Origin of the sequence: Arthrobacter sp. AG367, assembly GCF_007828995.1 — a bacterium.
Lineage (GTDB): Bacteria > Actinomycetota > Actinomycetes > Actinomycetales > Micrococcaceae > Arthrobacter.
In genome coordinates this window covers 438836-456669 of sequence record NZ_VIVE01000001.1, presented here as the reverse complement: position 1 = coordinate 456669, position 17834 = coordinate 438836, and the positions used below count along the sequence as shown (strand labels likewise).

Genomic DNA, 17834 nt, shown 5'->3' with positions numbered 1-17834 from the left:
CAACTTTACCGGCCGCCACGGGTTGAGCCCCCGGCCCGCGGGTATTGTGACGATATGAGTTTCAATGACAACGTGCAGCTTGATCCTTCCCAGGTCCAGGACCGTAGGGGCATGGGCACCGGCGTGAAAATCGGCGGCGGAATCGGCGGCGGCCTGGTGCTGCTCGTTGCGCTCCTGCTGGGAATCAACCCGAACATGCTCGGCGGGCTGGTGGACAACGGTGCCGGCGGACAGTCCCAGGGCACGGCACCGGCCTGCACCACCGGAGCGGACGCCGATGCCCGCCTGGACTGCCGGATCACCGGCACGGTGAACAGCCTCAATGCGTTCTGGCCCGGCTACCTGAAGCAGTACAACGTGCAGTACCCCCGCCCGGAGGCCGTGATCTTCAGCGGCGGCACCAACACCGGGTGCGGGGCCGCAACCTCCGAAGTAGGGCCCTTCTACTGCCCCACGGACACTACCGCCTACTTTGATCCCGGTTTCTTCCAGGAACTCGTGGACCGGTTCGGTTCCTCAGGCGGACCTCTGGCCCAGGAATACGTAGTGGCGCACGAGTTCGGCCACCACATCCAGAACCTGCTGGGCGATCTGCAGCGGGCGCAGCAGGACCCGCAGGGACCGGAGTCCGGTTCCGTCCGTACGGAACTGCAGGCGGATTGCTATGCAGGCCTGTGGGCCAAGTACGCATCCACCACGCCGGACCCGTCCACCGGGCAGCCCTACCTGGAACCGCTCACCCAGCAGGACGTCAACGACGCGTTGTCGGCGGCCGCAGCAGTGGGCGATGACCGGATCCAGAAGGCAGCCACCGGACGTGTCTCCCCCGAAGGCTGGACACACGGCTCCAGTGAGGAACGCCAGCGGTGGTTCAGCCGGGGCTACCAGACCGGCGACATCAAGCAGTGCGACACCTTCAGCGCCGCCACCCTCTAACCTCGATGGAACGGGGTACGACGACGGCCGGTCACCTTTCGCGGGAAAGGTGACCGGCCGTCGTCGTACTTTTTTCTAGATGTTGAAGCCGAGGGCCCTCATCTGGTCCTTGCCGTCATCGGTGATCCGCTCGGGACCCCAAGGCGGCATCCAGACCCAGTTGAGGCGCCAGTCGTCAACGACGCCGTCCAGGGCCTGGCCCACCTGCTCCTCGAGCACGTCGGTGAGCGGGCAGGCTGCGGTGGTGAGCGTCATGTCGATCAGGAGCGCACCGTCGTCATCGGAGTACTTCAGGCCGTACAGGAGGCCCAGGTCCACCACGTTGACGCCAAGCTCAGGGTCGATGACGTCCTTGAGCGCCTCTTCGACGTCCTCCAGGGCCGTGCGGCCCGGCTTGATTTCGGTCATGACAAGTCCTTACTAGGCCTGTGCTGCGGCGGCAGCCGCGATGGTGGCTGCGCCGGCGCCCTTGGCGTAACGGTCGTAGCCTTCTTCCTCGAGGCGGTCGGCCAGCTCGGGGCCGCCCTCCTCGACAACCTGTCCGTCCACGAACACGTGTACGAAGTCAGGCTTGATGTAGCGCAGGATGCGGGTGTAGTGCGTGATGAGCAGCGTGCCCATGCTTCCCTCGGAGTGCGCACGGTTGACGCCCTCGGACACAATTTTGAGCGCGTCCACGTCCAGGCCGGAGTCGGTCTCGTCCAGGACGGCGAACTTGGGCTTGAAGAGCTCCAGCTGCAGGATCTCCACGCGCTTCTTTTCGCCGCCGGAGAAGCCTTCGTTGACGTTGCGCTGGGCGAAGTCGGCGTCGATGCGCAGCTTCTCCATGGCGGCTTTGACGTCCTTGGTCCAGGTGCGCAGGGCGGGCGCCTGGCCGTCGATGGCGGTCTTGGCGGTGCGCAGGAAGTTGGTCATGGTGACGCCCGGAACCTCCACCGGGTACTGCATGGCCAGGAAGACGCCGGCGCGGGCGCGCTCGTCAACACTCATGGCCAGCACGTCTTCGCCGTCCAGCGTGATGGTGCCGCGGGTGACGGTGTAGCGGGGGTGCCCTGCAATGGTGGACGCGAGGGTGGACTTGCCCGAGCCGTTGGGGCCCATGATGGCGTGCGTCTCGCCGGTCCTAATGGTCAGGCTGACGCCCTTCAGGATCTCCTTGGTGCCCTGTTCCGTCTCAATGCTGACGTGCAGGTCCTTGATCTCAAGAGTTGACATGCTCTTCTTTCTTTTCGCTCGTAAGTCTGGTGCTGCGGGCGCTCAGTAGTTGTCTACTGCTGCGCCGTTCAAAACGTTGGTGACGTCCACGTAGACGTCGTCCCCGTCGAGTTCGACGGCGAAGACCGGCACGGGATCGTAGGCGGGGAGCTGGAGCGGCTGGCCGCTGCGCAGGTCGAACTGGGAACCATGCCCCCAGCACTCGATGGCGCAGCCTTCCACGTCGCCTTCGGACAGGGAAATGTCCGCGTGCGAGCAGGTGTCACCGATGGCGTGGATGTCCCCCATCGAGTCCCGGACCACGGCTACGGGGTAGCCGTCCACCAGGATGCGCAGCGCCTGCTTGACCTGGATGTCATTGGCGCTGCACACCAGCTCACCCTTGGGTTTGCCGCTCATACGTTCCTGCCTGCCTGTCTCTAGTAGTCGATTGCCGCGAGTTCGCGTTCCACGGCATCGGTCAGGCGCTCTTCGAGGGCCGGGACCTTGATCTGCTGGATGATCTCGTTCAGGAAGCCGCGGACCACCAGGCGGCGGGCAACATCCTCGGGGATGCCGCGGGCCATCAGGTAGAACAGGTGCTCGTCGTCGAACCGGCCGGTGGCGCTGGCGTGGCCGGCACCCTCGATCAGGCCGGTCTCGATCTCGAGGTTGGGCACGGAGTCCGCGCGGCAGCCGTCAGTCAGGACCAGGTTCTGGTTCTTCTCGTAGGAGTCGGTGCCCTCGGCCTGCTTCTGGATCAGCACGTCGCCAACCCAGACCGTGTGCGCACCCTTGCCCTGCAGCGCGCCCTTGTAGAGGACGTTGGACTTGCAGTTGGCCACGTTGTGGTCCACGAAGGAACGGTGCTCCAGGTGCTGGCCTGCATCGGCGTAGTAAAGGCCCAGGAGCTGTGTCTCGGCGCCTTCCCCGGCGAAGCGGACGTTGGAGTTCAGGCGCACGATCTTGCCGCCAAGAGTTACGGCAATGTGCTTGTACACGGCGTCCTTGGCAACCTCGGCGTCATGCTGTGCCAGGTGCTTGGCGTCGTCCCCCCAGAGCTGCAGGGAAACCACCGTGAGGTGGGCGCCTTCGCGAACCAGGACCTCAACGTTGCCGTTGTGGTCTGAGGTGCCGTCGTGCTCGATGATCACGACGGAGCGGCTGTTGACTCCGGCTTCGATCACCACGTGGGAGTTGGTCCGGCGGCCTGCGCCGTTGCCGGTCAGGACCAGGCGCACCGGCTCGTCCAACTCGGCGTTCGCCGGGATGGAGATGAGCTGGGCGTCGCCGGCGTTCGCGGAAGCCACGACGGCGGCACGGTCGGCGGGGACGAGGGTGGCGCCACGGGGGGCCTCACCTGCGCGGAGGGTCCGCTGGACCACGGCTGCAGGTGCCTCGACCGTAACGCCAAGGGCGCCGGCCTCCGACGGGGTATCGGACAGCAGGTTGGCCAGTTCACGCACCGGGGTGAAGCGCCATTCCTCTTCCCGGCCGTTGGGCAGGGCGAAATCGGCCACGTCATGGCTGGTGAGCCGCTCGGCGCGGGAGGCCATGACCTGTGTGCCGTGGCTGTGGTGGCGGTCCACCTTGGAGGCGACGAGGTGCTCGCCCTCCTCGGTGAAACCGGCGATCGACGGTGCGCCGACGCGCGCCTTTTCGGTAGTTGCTTCGGCAGTCATTAACCGACGGATCCTTCCATCTGGAGTTCGATGAGGCGGTTCAGCTCGAGGGCGTATTCCATGGGCAGTTCGCGGGCGATCGGCTCAATGAAGCCGCGCACGATCATGGCCATGGCCTCGTCCTCGGGCATGCCGCGGGACATGAGGTAGAACAGCTGTTCCTCGCTGACGCGGGAAACGGTGGCCTCGTGTCCCAGCTGGACATCGTCCTCGCGGATGTCGATGTACGGGTAGGTGTCAGACCGGGAAATGGTGTCCACCAGGAGGGCGTCGCAGCGCACGGTGTTGGCCGAGTGCTTGGCTCCTTCCCGGATCTGGACCAGGCCGCGGTAGGCGGCGCGGCCGCCACCACGGGCAACGGACTTGGAGATGATCGAGCTCTTGGTGTTCGGCGCAATGTGCACCATCTTGGAGCCGGTGTCCTGGTGCTGGCCTTCGCCGGCGAAGGCGATGGACAGGGTCTCGCCCTTGGCCCCTTCGCCTACGAGGTACACGGCCGGGTACTTCATGGTGACCTTGGAGCCGATGTTTCCATCGATCCATTCCATGGTGGCGCCTGCTTCGCAGATGGCACGTTTGGTCACCAGGTTGTAGACGTTGTTCGACCAGTTCTGGATGGTGGTGTACCGGACGCGGGCGCCCTTCTTGACGATGATCTCCACGACGGCGGAGTGCAGCGAGTCCGAGGTGTAGATCGGCGCTGTGCAGCCTTCGATGTAGTGGACGTAGGAGTCCTCGTCGGCGATGATCAGCGTGCGTTCGAACTGGCCCATGTTTTCCGTGTTGATGCGGAAGTAGGCCTGCAGGGGGATCTCCACGTGGACGCCCTTGGGGACGTACACGAACGAGCCGCCGGACCAGACGGAGGTGTTCAGCGAGGCGAACTTGTTGTCGCCTACCGGGATGACGGTGCCGAAGTACTCCTGGAAGATCTCCGGGTGTTCCTTCAGCGCGGTGTCGGTGTCCAGGAAGATGACACCCTGCCGCTCAAGGTCCTCCCGCAGCTGGTGGTAAACAACCTCAGACTCGTACTGGGCGGCAACACCCGAAACAAGGCGCTGCTTTTCGGCCTCGGGGATGCCCAGCTTGTCGTACGTGTTCTTGATGTCCTCGGGCAGGTCTTCCCAGGTGGCAGCCTGCTTCTCGGTGGAGCGCACGAAGTACTTGATGTTGTCGAAGTCGATGCCGGAGAGGTCCGCGCCCCAGGTGGGCATGGGCTTGCGGTCGAAATACTTCAGACCCTTCAGGCGCAGGTCGAGCATCCATTCCGGCTCGCTCTTCTTCGCCGAAATGTCCCGGACTACCTCTTCGTTGAGCCCACGGCGGGCATTGGCGCCGACATCGTTCTTGTCAGCCCAGCCGTACTCGTAGTTGCCGATGCCGTGGAGCTCGGGATTCTTTTCCAGAATCTCCGAGATCACAGTGTTTTCGGCGACTGCTTTCTCTGATAGTTGGTCCGTCATCACGGCCTTTCTTGCTGATGGTTGATTACTTCGTCCAGGCTGGCGGGGGCTGCCGCCGGCACCGTGGCCGGTTTGGCAGGCAGCCTGCCTGTAGGAATATGTGTGGTGCAGACGTGGCCGCCGCGGGCCAGCGTGGAGAGGCGGCGGACGTCAACGCCCACCAGCCTTGAAAAGACTTCGGTCTCGACGTCGCAGAACACCGGGAAGCGGGCGGCGAGCTGCTGGATGGGGCAGTGGCCCTGGCAGAGCTGCACGCTGGAAAGCGCCGCGGGCAGCGGTGCCTTTGCCTCGATGGACGCAGCGGAGGCCACGAAGTTGTCGCGGGTGAGCGCCGCTGCGAGTGCGGTGGCGCGGTCCCGGATGTCCGGGCCGGCCTGCTCGATTTCGGGTGCGTAGCGCCGCTCCATGTCCGCAAAGCGCTCCTCGGCGAAGACGCGCACCGCGTCCGGGCCTGCCATCTTTTGCAGCTGCTGGAGCGCAAGGGCGGCGATGTCCAGGTAGTCGTTGCCCAGGCTGGACTGGCCCTGTGAACTGAGGACGTAGCGGCGGGCCGGACGGCCGGCACCCGCGCCGGGCTTGGCCACCCGCTTGACCTCGATGACGCCCGCACGCGAGAGGTGGTCCAGGTGGCGCCGGACGGCGGCCGGGGTGAATCCCAGCATGTCGCCCAGTTCGGCCGCGCTGACGGGCCCGTGCTCCAGGACGGCAGCGAGGACCCGGTCCCGGGTGCGCTCGTCGGCATCAGCCACAGGCCCGGGCGCAGGCACGGCAGTAGCGTTGGTCATGGAATACACAACACAATCATGTCGTAATTTAGTCCCGCACTCCAGTAAGGGCAGGCTGACCTATGCCAGGCAGCTGCACAGGCCCGGGGGACGGTGCTAAATACTACATCCCGTAGAATACTGTGGTGCGATCCCCCCAGTCCCCCGTTCTGTCCATCCATGGGCTCATCAAGGACGTCGGCCCCCTTTCCAGCCTGGACGGAAAGATGCTCAGGGTTGTCAGCGGCGTTTCACTCGTTGCCGAGCGCGGACAGGTAACCGCCCTCCTCGGCGCCAACGGTGCCGGAAAAACCACCACCCTCGAATGCGCCCAGGGCCTGCAAAAGCGCAGTGGCGGCACCATCTCGCTGCTGGGCCAGGACCCGGCGGCGGCAGGCGCTGACCTCCGGTCCCGCGTCGGCGTGATGCTGCAGGACGGCGGCCTCCCGCCGTCGGCCCGGCCCCTGCCGCTGCTGCGGCACATCGCCGGGCTGTACGCCCGCCCGTGGCCGCTGGAAGACCTGTTGGGCAGGCTGGGCATCGACTCCTTCAGCCGGACCAGCGTGCGCAGGCTGTCCGGCGGCCAGAAACAGCGCCTGGCACTCGCCGCCGCCCTGGTGGGCAGGCCCGAAGTGTTGTTCCTGGACGAGCCCAGTGCCGGACTGGACCCGCAGTCCCGGCAGCTGGTGTTCGACCTGATCGCCGAGTTGCGTGACAGTGGGATGGGGATCATCCTCACCACCCACCTGATGGACGACGCCCAGCGCCTGGCGGACTACGTGTACATCATCGACGGCGGCCGCAACGTTGCCGAAGGGACCGTGCAGGAACTGCTGCAGCGCAGCCCCGTTGCGGACCAGGACGGCGGGCACATCCGGACGCTGGTGTTCGAAGCCCCGCCCGGGCTGGACCTGGCAGCCGCTTTGCCGGATGACGTGGACGTTTCCGAACCCCGTGCCGGCAGCTACACCATCACCGGCGCCCTGACGCCCCGGCACCTCTCCGCCCTGGCCCGGTGGTGGGAGGCGAAGGGAATCATGCCCGCCTCAATGAGCCTTCAGGCGCGTAGCCTTGAAGACGTCTTTTTGGATATCTCGGGAAAGGACATCCGATGAGCACCGCAGCAATGCAGGAGGCCCAGCAGCCGGCGCCCCTGCTGCGCCGGGTCCTGCTGCAGGGCAAGTACGAGGCACTGACAATGCTGCGGAACGGCGAGCAGCTGATCCTGGCAGTGGTGCTGCCGCTGCTGGCACTTGTGGGCCTGACGGTCACCCCGTTCCTGGACGGAATGGGATCCAGCCGCATCAACGTGGCCGTTCCCGGAATCCTGGCCCTGTGTGCGATGTCCACGGCCTTCACCGGCCAGGGCATCGCCACCGGCTTCGACCGCCGCTACGGCGTGCTCCGGTTCCTGTCCACCACCCCCTTGGGCCGCGGCGGCCTGATTGCCGGCAAAGTCCTGTCGGTCCTGGCCGTTCTGTGCCTCCAGGTGGTGGTGGTTGGCGTGGTTGCCCTGGCCCTGGGATGGCAGCCGACGGCGGCGGGCTGGCTCCCGGGGCTGGCGCTGCTCGCGCTGGGCGCGGCGGCTTTCACCGCGCTGGGGCTGCTGGTGGCCGGGACAGTCCGGCCGGAAGCCACGCTGGCCATCACCAACCTGCTGTGGATCCTCCTCGGCGCCATGGGCGGCATCGTCATCCCCGCGGGGCGACTGCCTGCCGCCGCGCAGGCAGTCGTGCACTTCCTGCCCTCCGGCGCCCTGGGCGAATCGATGCGGGCCGCCTTCCTGGACGGGGCCGTGAACGGCGGCGCCGCCCTCATCCTGCTGCTCTGGACGGTCATCGCCGGCGCCGCAGCCATCCGTTGGTTCAAGTGGAATTGAGATAACCGTGTCCACGGCTTCACGCCTCCCCCAGCTCGCCGGCCGCCTGGCCTCGCGGCTCCCACGCACCGTGGACGTCCGCATCCGCCGCCTCGCCGTCGCCTCCCTGATCGGCCAGACGCTTCTGGTGGTCACCGGCGGCGCCGTCCGCCTCACCGCATCGGGCCTTGGCTGCCCCACCTGGCCCCGCTGCACCTCCGACTCCCTGGTAAACACTCCGGAGATGGGCATCCATGGCTTCATCGAGTTCGGCAACCGGCTCCTGACGTTCGCGCTGGCCGCCGTCGCCGCCCTGATGCTGGTGTACCTGTGGAACCTCCGGAAGGAGCGCAAGGACCTCTTCCTCCTGGCACTGGGCCTGCTGGCCAGCATCCCCGCCCAGGCCGTGATCGGCGGTGTCACCGTGCTGACCAACCTCAACCCGTGGGTGGTGGGCCTGCACTTCCTGGTCTCCATGGCGCTGGTGGTCTTCGCCACCCTGCTGGTCAACCGTGCCTTCGGGCGGACCGGCCGCTTCCTTGCCACCCGGCCCGCCGCCCTGCCCGCACCCCTGCGCCCGGTGACGGCCGCCGTCGCGCTTTTCTCCGCCGTCGCCGTGATGCTCGGTGTGGTGGTCACCGGGGCCGGCCCGCATGCCGGTGACGCCGATGCTCCCCGCAACGACCTGGACTGGGATTTGTTCTCCCACATCCATGCCGTGCCCGCGTACCTGGTGACTGCCGGGACTGTAGTGGCCCTGGTCCTGGTCATCAGGCGCCGCATTACGGGCCCCTTCCGGACGGCCGTCCTGGCCCTCCTGGGCGTCACCGTGCTCCAGGCGGTGATCGGGTTTACGCAGTACTACAACGGTATTCCGGCGCTGCTGGTAGCGGCCCACATGCTCGGCGCGGCCCTGCTGATGGCGGCATCGACCAACGCCTGGGACATCGCCCGTTCCAGTGCCGTGGACTCATCCAGGGCAGCGAAGTAGGCGCCCGCCCACCCGTACAGCGCGCAGGCGCCCCGGCCCGGGATGGGGCCGGGGCGCCTGCGTTTACCGCCTTGTATGTTTCGCCGCCTTGCAGGCGTCCCGGGAAATTACCGTTCAGCGAAGGCGTTGATCCGAAGCCCGGACCCGCCGGCCGGGTCAAGGTTCCGGATCCCCGTGGCGGTGATCTGCAGGACCTGCGCGGTGGCAATGTCGTAGAAGAGGCCCGTTGCCTGCACCTTTCCCTCCACCAGCGCCGGGCCCGTCACCGGGTGGTCCTGCAGCTTGGCCAGTTGCACGGCCACGTTGACCATCGCCAGTTGGTCCACCCGGGCGTATCCCGCCGCCGCCGCCTGCCGGCCCACCGGATGCCCTGCCAGCAGCTCCGTGTAGCTGGGCCGGGCGTGGTCCAGCCACTGTCCGAATGCCGGACCAAGCGAACTGTTGTCTTCGCCGCCGGCCTCTGCGAGCAGCGCCTTCATGGCGCCGCAGTTGGAGTGCCCGCAGATGGCGACCGACTGCACTCCCAGGCCTTTGACGGCAAAGGACAGGGCAGAATCCGTTGAGGCGTCCTGGCCATTGCCGCACACCACGTTGCCGATGTTCCGCAGCGTGAGCAGGTCCCCCGGGCCGCTGCTGGTGATCAGGTTCGGATTGACGCGCGAATCGATGCAGCCCACGAACAGGCTGTCCGGGTTCTGTCCTTCCGTCAGGTCATGCACCAGCGGACGGACCTGGTGCGCAAACCGGCGGTGGTATTTGTTGACGCCCTGCAACAACGGCTCCTTCCTTGGCGGAAGGGGCAACTCGGTGGCTTCCTCGCGCCGGGGAGCCTGGTGGGCGGCGTCCCGGAACACCGTGTTGCCGTGCTCCTCAAGGTTCACCGTGCCGCCGGCGGCCTGGTGCTGGAGCTGCCAGGCCAACAGGGCTTCCCGGAAGGAATGGTCAACATAGTCGGCGTTGAGCTCCACCACCACGTCCGCGCCGGCAGGCACCGACTGCAGGACGCCGTTGAGCTTTGGCAGCGCGAAGAAGCTGCATGATCCCGCGATGGTCACCCGCCAGGGCGACGGCGGTGCGGCGGGACGGTGCGCCTGGATGGGGGCCCGCAGGACACGCCACAGCACACTGGCAGCGGCGAGGGCCAGGCCGATCATGACTCCTTCCAACAAGTTCAGGAACACCACGCAGATGAGGGTAACCGCGTAAATGGTGAGGTCTCCCGTGCGCAGGCTGGTCCGGATGTCCGCCACCTTGATCAGCCGCGCGCCGATAACCACCAGCAGGCCGGCCAGGACGGCCAGCGGGATCAGCTGGATCAACCCGGCAAAGAGGGCAGAGAAAGCCAGGACCCAGACACCGTGCAGCACTGCGGATGTCCGGGAAGCCGCTCCCGCTTCCACATTCGTGGCGCTGCGGACAATGACGCCCGTCACGGGCAGGCCGCCCAGGGACCCGGAAACGATGTTCGCGGTGCCCTGCCCGATGAGCTCCCTGTTCAGGTTGGTCCGCGGACCGGTCTGCATCTTGTCCACGGCCACGGCCGACAGGAGGGACTCGATGCTGGCGATGAGGGCCATGGTCAAGATGGCAAAAGCGAACGCGCGCCAGTTGCTGTCCGGAAGCTGCGGCAGGGCGATGGCATCGAAAATGGAGCCATCAAGGGAGATGCGCTCAACACCGGGGGCAAAGGCCACGGCCAGTGCGGTTCCTGCCGCGACGGCGGCCAGGGGGCCCGGAACACGCCGGACCGTGGCGGGCAGGAACTTCCAGCACAGCAGGATTGCCACGACGGCCAGTCCCAGCAGGGCCGCGTGCAGTTCCAGGTTGGTGATGGCTGCCGGCAGTGCCGCAAGGTTCTCGAGGGCCGAGCCTGCCGGCCGGGATCCGAGAATCACGTGGACCTGCTGCAGGATGATGGTGACACCGATGCCGGCGAGCATGGCTTTGACCACCACCGGTGAGACGGCCAGGGCGGCCCGGCCCACGCGACTGATGCCCAGCAGGAGCTGCACGGCGCCCGCGGCCGCGGTGATGGCGCAGGTCACCTGCCATCCGAACTCCTGGACCAGCCCGGCCACGACGACGGTCAGCCCGGCCGCGGGTCCGCTCACCTGCAGCGGTGAGCCGCCCAGGCTTCCGGCCACGATCCCGCCCACGGCTGCAGCGATGAGGCCTGCCATGATGGGGGCTCCCGACGCGGCTGCGATGCCGAGCGAGAGCGGGAGGGCCACGAGGAACACCACCAGGGATGCGGGTACGTCGGCGCCCAAATGGGCAGCAAACGGCGGGCGGCGGAAGGTGAAGCGGCCACGGCTTCCCCTGCCTCCCGGCGGGCTGTGGCTGGGGGCGGGAATTGTGGAGGGACGGACTTCCATGGATTTTTTCCTTTGATCGAGGGAAGGGTCCACCCCACCGTAAGCAGCTGGTCATGATGGATGACACCTAAAGTGACCGATATGACAAAAATGTCATATCGGTTTCGATCCCGGTTAACGCAAACGGCGGCCCCCACCACTCAGGTGGGGGCCGCCGATGGGCTTGGGCCGGGGATGTGCGCCGGGGCCTAGCCGGCCATGATTGCATGCCCGACGAACGGGTCCACCGCCAGCGCGATGAACAACAGCGTCAGGTAGCTGATGGAGCCATGGAAGACCTTCATGGCGCGCTTGTCCGGGATGTCCTCGCTGTGGGCGCGCGAATACAGGGCATGGGATTCATAGAGGAACCACGCGCCGGCCAGGACTGCGGTTACGGTGTAGACCCAGCCGGCCCCACCCGCAGGAATCATCAGCAGGGAGCAGGCCACCATGGCCCAGGCGTACAGGACCACCTGGACGGACACCACCTTGGCGCCGGCGATGGCACCGAGCATGGGGACGTTGGCGTTCCGGTAGTCCTCGCCGTAACGCATGGACAGGGGCCAGTAGTGTGGCGGGGTCCACAGGAAGATCACCATGAACAGAACGACCGCCGGCCACTCAACAGAGTTGGTGACGGCAGCCCACGCGATCAGCACCGGGAAGCAGCCTGCTGCACCGCCCCAGACAATGTTCTGCGCCGTGCGCCGCTTGAGGATCATGGTGTAGATGACCACGTAGAAGAAGATGGCACCCAGCCCCAGCCAGGCGGAAAGCGGATTGGCTCCGAACCAGAGGATCACGATCGAGGCGGCACCCAGCAGCCAGGAAAAGACCAGCGCCTCGCGCGGGGTGACTTCACCGGTGACCAGCGGCCTGTTCTCCGTGCGGTGCATCAGCTTGTCGATGTCGCGGTCGATGTAACAGTTGAAGGCCCCGGCGCTGCCCGCAGCGAAGGCACCGCCCACCAGCGTGGCGAGGATCAGTCCGATGGATGGGAAGCCCCGCTGGGCGTAAATCATGGTGGGCAAGGTGCTGACCAGCAGCAGTTCGATCACGCGCGGCTTGGTGAGGGCGAGATACGCCTTGGCCTTACGGGCAAACCCGGCGCCGGAGGCCCGGGATGCGTTCAGCGGCGTATCTGTTGTGCTCACGGTGGCAGTCACCCGTTCTGTGTGGCAGTTGAGGCTGGCAGTGCAGCTCCGGTCGTGCGGCCCGGACCCGGGCACGGCAAGAAGGGAGGAAATGCTTCAGGTGCGTGCAACAGTCGGGAAACCCCGGACGGCGATAGGGATGCACGCCCGGCGTTGGCCTCCGAATATCATACCGCGCCGCGGGCGCTGTCCCGGCCCCGCCATATGCGCAGATGATTGCTCACGGGCCCATTCGAGCAGATTAACTCAACCCTTCGTGACGGTGATTCACAAAAGGGGAAATTGCGTCCAAAACGTGAGATTTGGGCCGCCCGCAGAATGGATAAGAGCTAAGCTGTCAACAGATCAGCACGCAGCAAGAAAGCGGTGGAAAACGCATTCCCGCTGCTGTCCGTGACTGAATGCAAGGATCAACGTTTCGATGGTGAACGGCTGGTACACACCGCAGCAGGCGCCACGCAGTGCGCCCTTAAACGGAACCGGTGTACAGCCGCCATCAGCACAGAGAGGGGCCCGGTTTTCGTGCCACATTTGGAAGAGCAAGAACTGTCATGGACCAGCTTGGACCAGCGCGCCGTGGACACCATCCGCGTCCTGGCCGCCGATGCCGTAGAGAAGGTGGGCAACGGCCACCCCGGAACCGCCATGAGCCTGGCCCCCGCCGCTTACCTTCTTTTCCAGAAGCTGATGCGCCATGACCCGCGCGATCCGCAGTGGCTGGGCCGCGACCGGTTCGTCCTGTCCCCCGGCCACACCTCGCTGACCCTTTACATCCAGCTGTTCCTCTCCGGCTACGGCCTGGAACTGAAGGACCTGGAGGCGCTTCGCACATGGGGTTCGCTGACCCCGGGACACCCGGAGTACAAGCACACCGCCGGCGTGGAGATCACTACCGGACCGCTGGGCCAGGGCCTGGCCTCCTCGGTTGGCTTCGCCTACTCCCAGCGCCGCCAGCGCGGCCTGTTCGATGCTGACGCCCCCGCCGGCGAATCGCCGTTCGACCACACCATCTGGGTCATTGCGTCCGACGGCGATCTCCAGGAAGGCGTCACGGCCGAGGCTTCCTCGCTCGCCGGCCACCAGGAACTCGGCAATCTAGTGGTCATCTACGACGAGAACCACATCTCCATCGAGGACGATACCGACATCGCCTTCACCGAAGATGTCCTGAAGCGCTATGAAGCCTACGGCTGGCACACCCAGCGGGTGGACTGGACCAAGACGGGCGAATACAAGGAAGATGTGCAGGAGCTGTACTCGGCCCTGCTCGCAGCGAAGGCTGAGACCTCCAAGCCCTCCATCATCTCCCTGCGCACCATCATCGGCTACCCGGCGCCCAAGAAGCAGAACACCGGCAAGATCCACGGCTCCGCCCTCGGCGCCGAGGAAGTCGCAGCGCTGAAGGAAGTCCTGGGCTTCGACCCGTCCAAGTCCTTCGATGTGGACCAGGAAGTCCTGGCCCACGCCCGCTCCGTAGTGGACCGTGGCGCCGCCGCCCGCAAGGAATGGGAAGAGTCCTTCAATGCCTGGCAGGCAGCCAACCCTGAAGGCGCGGCTCTGCTGCAGCGCATCGAGGCCAGGGAACTCCCCGAAGGCGTGGACGCTGCCCTTCCGGTCTTCCCGGCAGGCAAGGACGTTTCCACCCGCGCAGCATCGGGCAAGGTACTGAACGCGCTGGGCCCGGTACTGCCCGAACTCTGGGGCGGCTCCGCCGACCTCGCCGAGTCCAACAACACCACCATCGAGGGCTCGCCGTCCTTCGTGCCTGCCTCCAAGCAGACCGGTGCCTGGTCCGGCAACCCCTACGGCCGCGTGCTGCACTTCGGCATCCGCGAGCACGCTGCTGCCTCGATCGTGAACGGCATCAGCCTGGCGGGCAACACCCGCGCCTTCTCCGGCACCTTCCTGATCTTCAGCGACTACCAGCGCCCCGCCATCCGGCTCGGCGCGCTCATGGGTGTTCCGTCGCTGTACGTCTGGACCCACGACTCCATCGGCCTGGGCGAAGACGGCCCCACCCACCAGCCGGTGGAACAGCTCGCCTCGCTGCGTGCCATCGTTGGCCTGGACGTGGTCCGCCCCGGCGACGCCAACGAAGTGGCAGCTGCGTGGAAGACCATGCTCGAAAACCACAGCAACCCTGCCGGCATCGTCCTGACCCGCCAGAACATCCCCACTTGGGAACGTGGCGCGGGCGACGCCGACGGCGACACGTTCGCTTCCACCGCAGGTGTTGCAAAGGGCGGCTACGTCCTGGCCGAGGCCTCGAAGGACGGCGCCACGGTTCCGGCCGACGTGATCCTGATCGGCACCGGCTCCGAGGTCCAGTTGGCCGTCCAGGCCCGCGAAGCCCTCCAGGCCGAAGGCATCGCAGCCCGGGTTGTCTCCATGCCGTGTGTCGAGTGGTTCAAGAAGCAGGACGCCGCCTACCGCGAATCCGTCCTGCCCGCCGCCGTCAAGGCACGCGTTTCGGTGGAAGCAGGACTGGCCCTGGGCTGGCGGGAATTCGTCGGCGACGCCGGCCGTTCCGTGAGCCTTGAGCACTACGGCGCTTCCGCGGACTACAAGCGCCTCTTCCAGGAGTTCGGCATCACGGCAGAAGCAGTGGCTGCCGCAGCCAAGGACTCCATCTCCAGCCTCCAGGCCTGAAACCCTCATCTTTTAGGAGATACAAGAAATGACTACTCCCACCCAGCAGCTCTCCGACGCCGGAGTCTCCATCTGGCTCGACGACCTTTCCCGCGGACGCCTGCAGACCGGCACCCTCCGCAAGCTCATTGAAGAGAAGAACGTGGTCGGAGTGACCACCAACCCGTCCATCTTCCACGCAGCCATCACGTCCGGCACCGACTACGACCACATCATTGCCGGCAAGGCCGCAGAAGGCGCCAGCGTGGAGGACACGATCTTCGAGATCACCACCACCGACGTTGCTGATGCCTGCGACCTCTTCGCCCCGGTGGCCGCAGCCACCAAGGGCGTCGACGGCCGCGTGTCCATCGAAGTCGACCCCCGCCTGGCCTGGGACACCGCAGGCACCATCGCCGAGGCCAAGCACCTCTACCAGCGGGTCAACAAGGACAACGTCCACATCAAGATCCCGGCAACCCTGGAAGGCCTCGAGGCCATCACCGCCACCCTGGCCGAGGGCATCAGCGTCAACGTAACGCTGATCTTCTCCCTGGAGCGTTACCGCGCGGTCATCAACGCCTTCCAGTCCGGCCTGGAGCAGGCCAAGGAGAACGGCCACGACCTTGCGAAGATCCACTCCGTGGCCTCGTTCTTTGTCTCCCGGGTGGACACCGAGATCGACAAGCGCCTGGACAAGATCGGCACCGACGAAGCCAAGGCACTGAAGGGGAAGGCCGGCGTTGCCAACGCCCGCCTTGCCTACCAGGTCTACGAGGAACTCTTCTCGACTGAGCGGTGGGCACTGCTCGCCGGGGCCGGGGCACTCCCCCAGCGTCCGCTGTGGGCCTCCACCGGCGTGAAGGACCCGGCGTACCCCGACACCCTCTACGTCACCGAACTTGTCGCTCCCGGCGTCGTCAACACCATGCCGGAGAAGACCCTGGACGCCACCTTCGACCACGGCGTGGTCACCGGTGATACGGTCACCGGCACGTACGCCGAGGCGAACGCCACCCTCGACGCCCTGGAAAAGCTCGGCATCTCCTACAACGATGTCGTCGCCCTGCTCGAAACCGAAGGCCTGGACAAGTTCGTGGCCAGCTGGAAAGAACTGCTGGCCGACGTCGAAGGTGCCCTCGCCTCTGCACGGAAGGCCTCCTAACACACAATGAGCACACTCAGCTTCGACGCCACCGGCGCTGCCCAGCAAGCCCTGGACCAGCACCTTCCCGCCCTGGTAAATGACCGGATCGCCACCCGGATCTTCGCGAAGGACCACACCCTGTGGGGTCCTGATGCGGAGTCGGAGTCGGCCATCCGCCTCGGCTGGGTGGAGGCGGCCACCGTTTCACAATCCTTGGTCAAGGACATCCTGGAACTCCGCGACGCCCTGCGCGCCGAAGGCGTCACCCGGATCGTGCTTTGCGGCATGGGCGGATCCTCGCTGGCCCCCGAGGTTATCGCAGGCACGGCCGGCGTCGAGCTGACGGTGCTGGACAGCACGGACCCCGACCAGGTCCGTGCTGCCCTTGAAGACCGGCTGGCCGAGACCGCAATCGTGGTCTCGTCCAAGTCCGGCTCCACCCTTGAGACCGACTCGCAGCGCCGGATTTTCGAGCAGGCCTTCACCGAGGCCGGCGCGGACGCCAAGAGCCGGATCATCATCGTGACGGACCCGGGATCGCCGCTGGACAAGGCCTCCCGCGAAGCCGGCTACCGCGCCGTCTTCAACGCCGACCCCAACGTGGGCGGCCGCTACTCCGCGCTGACAGCGTTCGGCCTGGTTCCTTCCGGCCTGGCAGGCGTGGACATCCAGGCATTCCTGGACGAAGCCGAGGAAGCTGCCGAGATCCTCAACGACGACGCCCCTGAAAACATCGGGTTGGCACTGGGCGCCGCGCTGGGCGGAACCAGCCCGCTGCGGAACAAGGTCGTCATCGCCGAGGACGGCTCCGGCATCGTTGGCTTCGCGGACTGGGCTGAGCAGCTCATCGCCGAGTCCACGGGCAAGCTGGGAACCGGGATCCTGCCGGTCGTCGCGGAGCCGCAGGCCCCGGAGGTAACCTCCGGTGCCCCCGACGTCCTGGTGGTGCGGCTCGTCGCCGCGGATGCCGACGTCGAACCCGGTGACAACCAGGTGGCCATTGCCGGCGGCCTTGCCACCCAGATGATGGTGTGGGAGTTCGCCACCGCCGTTGCCGGGCGCCTGCTGGGGATCAACCCCTTCGACCAGCCCGACGTTGAGGCCGCCAAGGTGGCAGCGCGTGGGCTGCTGGACGCCCAGCCGGAGCCCACGCCTGCGGCATTCGTCGACGGCGCCATTGAGGTGCGCGGCGGGGACTGGCTCGGAAACGCCGCCACGGCGGAGGGCGCCGTCAAGGCCCTGCTGGGCACCCTGGCCGCGGACAGCTACCTGAGCGTCCAGGCGTACTTCGACCGGCTGGCGTTCGCCGGGCTGGAGGGTATCCGGGACGAACTTGCCGCCGCGACCGGCCGTCCGGTGACGTTCGGCTGGGGTCCGCGCTTCCTGCACTCCACCGGCCAGTTCCACAAGGGCGGTCCCGCCATTGGCGTGTTCCTCCAGGTCACCGCCACCCCCGCCGAGGATCTGGGGATCCCGGACCGGCCCTTCAGCTTTGGCGAACTCATCGCCGCACAGGCAGCAGGCGACGCCCAGGTCCTGGGTGGGCACGGACGTCCCGTGCTCCGCCTCCACCTCACCGACCGTGCCGCCGGCGTGGCGCAGCTGCAGGACATCGTCGCTGCCCTGTCCACCCGCGCATCCGCTACCGAAAGCTAAGGCG

15 protein-coding genes are annotated in these 17834 nt (G+C 66.5%); 7 read left to right on the top strand and 8 right to left on the bottom strand.

The window, feature by feature from the left end; all coding sequences use genetic code 11:
• Positions 1–54 precede the first annotated feature (54 nt).
• Positions 55–936 carry a neutral zinc metallopeptidase gene (locus tag FB478_RS02050; RefSeq protein ID WP_144599711.1) on the top strand — a complete coding sequence of 294 codons (882 nt, stop codon included), beginning with the start codon at positions 55–57 and terminating at the stop codon, positions 934–936.
• Positions 937–1011: 75 nt separating this feature from the next.
• On the opposite strand, the gene FB478_RS02045 is transcribed toward FB478_RS02050, so the two are convergent.
• The 6 genes from FB478_RS02045 to FB478_RS02020 are packed head-to-tail and all read right to left on the bottom strand — an operon-like array spanning position 1012 to position 6060.
• Entirely contained in the window at positions 1012–1344 is a 333-nt protein-coding gene (locus tag FB478_RS02045) for a metal-sulfur cluster assembly factor (RefSeq protein WP_018761278.1), read from the bottom strand.
• A 12-nt stretch (positions 1345–1356) separates the two neighbouring features.
• Entirely contained in the window at positions 1357–2151 is a 795-nt protein-coding gene (sufC, locus tag FB478_RS02040) for a Fe-S cluster assembly ATPase SufC (RefSeq protein WP_144599710.1), read from the bottom strand.
• A 42-nt stretch (positions 2152–2193) separates the two neighbouring features.
• On the bottom strand, positions 2194–2550 hold the full coding sequence (locus FB478_RS02035) for a non-heme iron oxygenase ferredoxin subunit (protein ID WP_018772109.1): 357 nt from the start codon (positions 2548–2550) through the stop codon (positions 2194–2196).
• Between the two features lie 20 nt (positions 2551–2570).
• Complete coding sequence (sufD, locus tag FB478_RS02030) at positions 2571–3812, bottom strand: Fe-S cluster assembly protein SufD (RefSeq protein WP_018772110.1); 1242 nt, start codon at positions 3810–3812, stop codon at positions 2571–2573.
• Positions 3812–5275: a Fe-S cluster assembly protein SufB gene (sufB, locus tag FB478_RS02025; protein ID WP_018772111.1), complete on the bottom strand. Its 1464-nt coding sequence runs from the start codon at positions 5273–5275 to the stop codon at positions 3812–3814. The genes sufD and sufB overlap by 1 nt, the downstream gene beginning before the upstream one ends.
• Positions 5275–6060, bottom strand: coding sequence for a metalloregulator ArsR/SmtB family transcription factor (locus tag FB478_RS02020; protein ID WP_144599709.1), 786 nt, complete (start codon positions 6058–6060; stop codon positions 5275–5277). Before FB478_RS02020 ends, sufB begins: the two co-directional genes overlap by 1 nt.
• A 125-nt stretch (positions 6061–6185) precedes the next feature.
• Between FB478_RS02020 and FB478_RS02015 the strand changes: the two genes are divergently transcribed.
• From FB478_RS02015 to FB478_RS02005, 3 genes are read left to right on the top strand one after another with little or no spacing between them, the layout of a single operon-like run.
• Positions 6186–7154: an ABC transporter ATP-binding protein gene (locus tag FB478_RS02015; protein WP_144599708.1), complete on the top strand. Its 969-nt coding sequence runs from the start codon at positions 6186–6188 to the stop codon at positions 7152–7154.
• Positions 7151–7918 carry an ABC transporter permease gene (locus FB478_RS02010; RefSeq protein WP_018772114.1) on the top strand — a complete coding sequence of 256 codons (768 nt, stop codon included), beginning with the start codon at positions 7151–7153 and terminating at the stop codon, positions 7916–7918. The genes FB478_RS02015 and FB478_RS02010 overlap by 4 nt, the downstream gene beginning before the upstream one ends.
• 7 nt (positions 7919–7925) lie before the next feature.
• The gene (locus tag FB478_RS02005) at positions 7926–8888 is read left to right on the top strand and encodes a heme A synthase (RefSeq protein ID WP_018772115.1); all 963 of its coding nucleotides are present in this window, start codon (positions 7926–7928) and stop codon (positions 8886–8888) included.
• 107 nt (positions 8889–8995) lie between these two features.
• Here FB478_RS02005 and FB478_RS02000 read toward each other — a convergent pair whose 3' ends face one another.
• Positions 8996–11263: a bifunctional SulP family inorganic anion transporter/carbonic anhydrase gene (locus FB478_RS02000; RefSeq protein ID WP_144599707.1), complete on the bottom strand. Its 2268-nt coding sequence runs from the start codon at positions 11261–11263 to the stop codon at positions 8996–8998.
• 188 nt (positions 11264–11451) lie between these two features.
• The gene (locus FB478_RS01995) at positions 11452–12411 is read right to left on the bottom strand and encodes a heme o synthase (RefSeq protein WP_018772117.1); all 960 of its coding nucleotides are present in this window, start codon (positions 12409–12411) and stop codon (positions 11452–11454) included.
• Between the two features lie 519 nt (positions 12412–12930).
• Here FB478_RS01995 and tkt point away from each other — a divergent pair.
• The 3 genes from tkt to FB478_RS01980 are packed head-to-tail and all read left to right on the top strand — an operon-like array spanning position 12931 to position 17830.
• Positions 12931–15048, top strand: coding sequence for a transketolase (gene tkt, locus FB478_RS01990; RefSeq protein ID WP_026266206.1), 2118 nt, complete (start codon positions 12931–12933; stop codon positions 15046–15048).
• A 28-nt stretch (positions 15049–15076) separates the two neighbouring features.
• A complete protein-coding gene (gene tal, locus FB478_RS01985) occupies positions 15077–16192 on the top strand; it encodes a transaldolase (protein ID WP_144599706.1) in 1116 nt (371 codons plus the stop codon).
• A gap of 6 nt (positions 16193–16198) precedes the next feature.
• A complete protein-coding gene (locus FB478_RS01980; RefSeq protein ID WP_144599705.1) occupies positions 16199–17830 on the top strand; it encodes a glucose-6-phosphate isomerase in 1632 nt (543 codons plus the stop codon).
• The last annotated feature ends 4 nt before the right edge of the window (positions 17831–17834 follow it).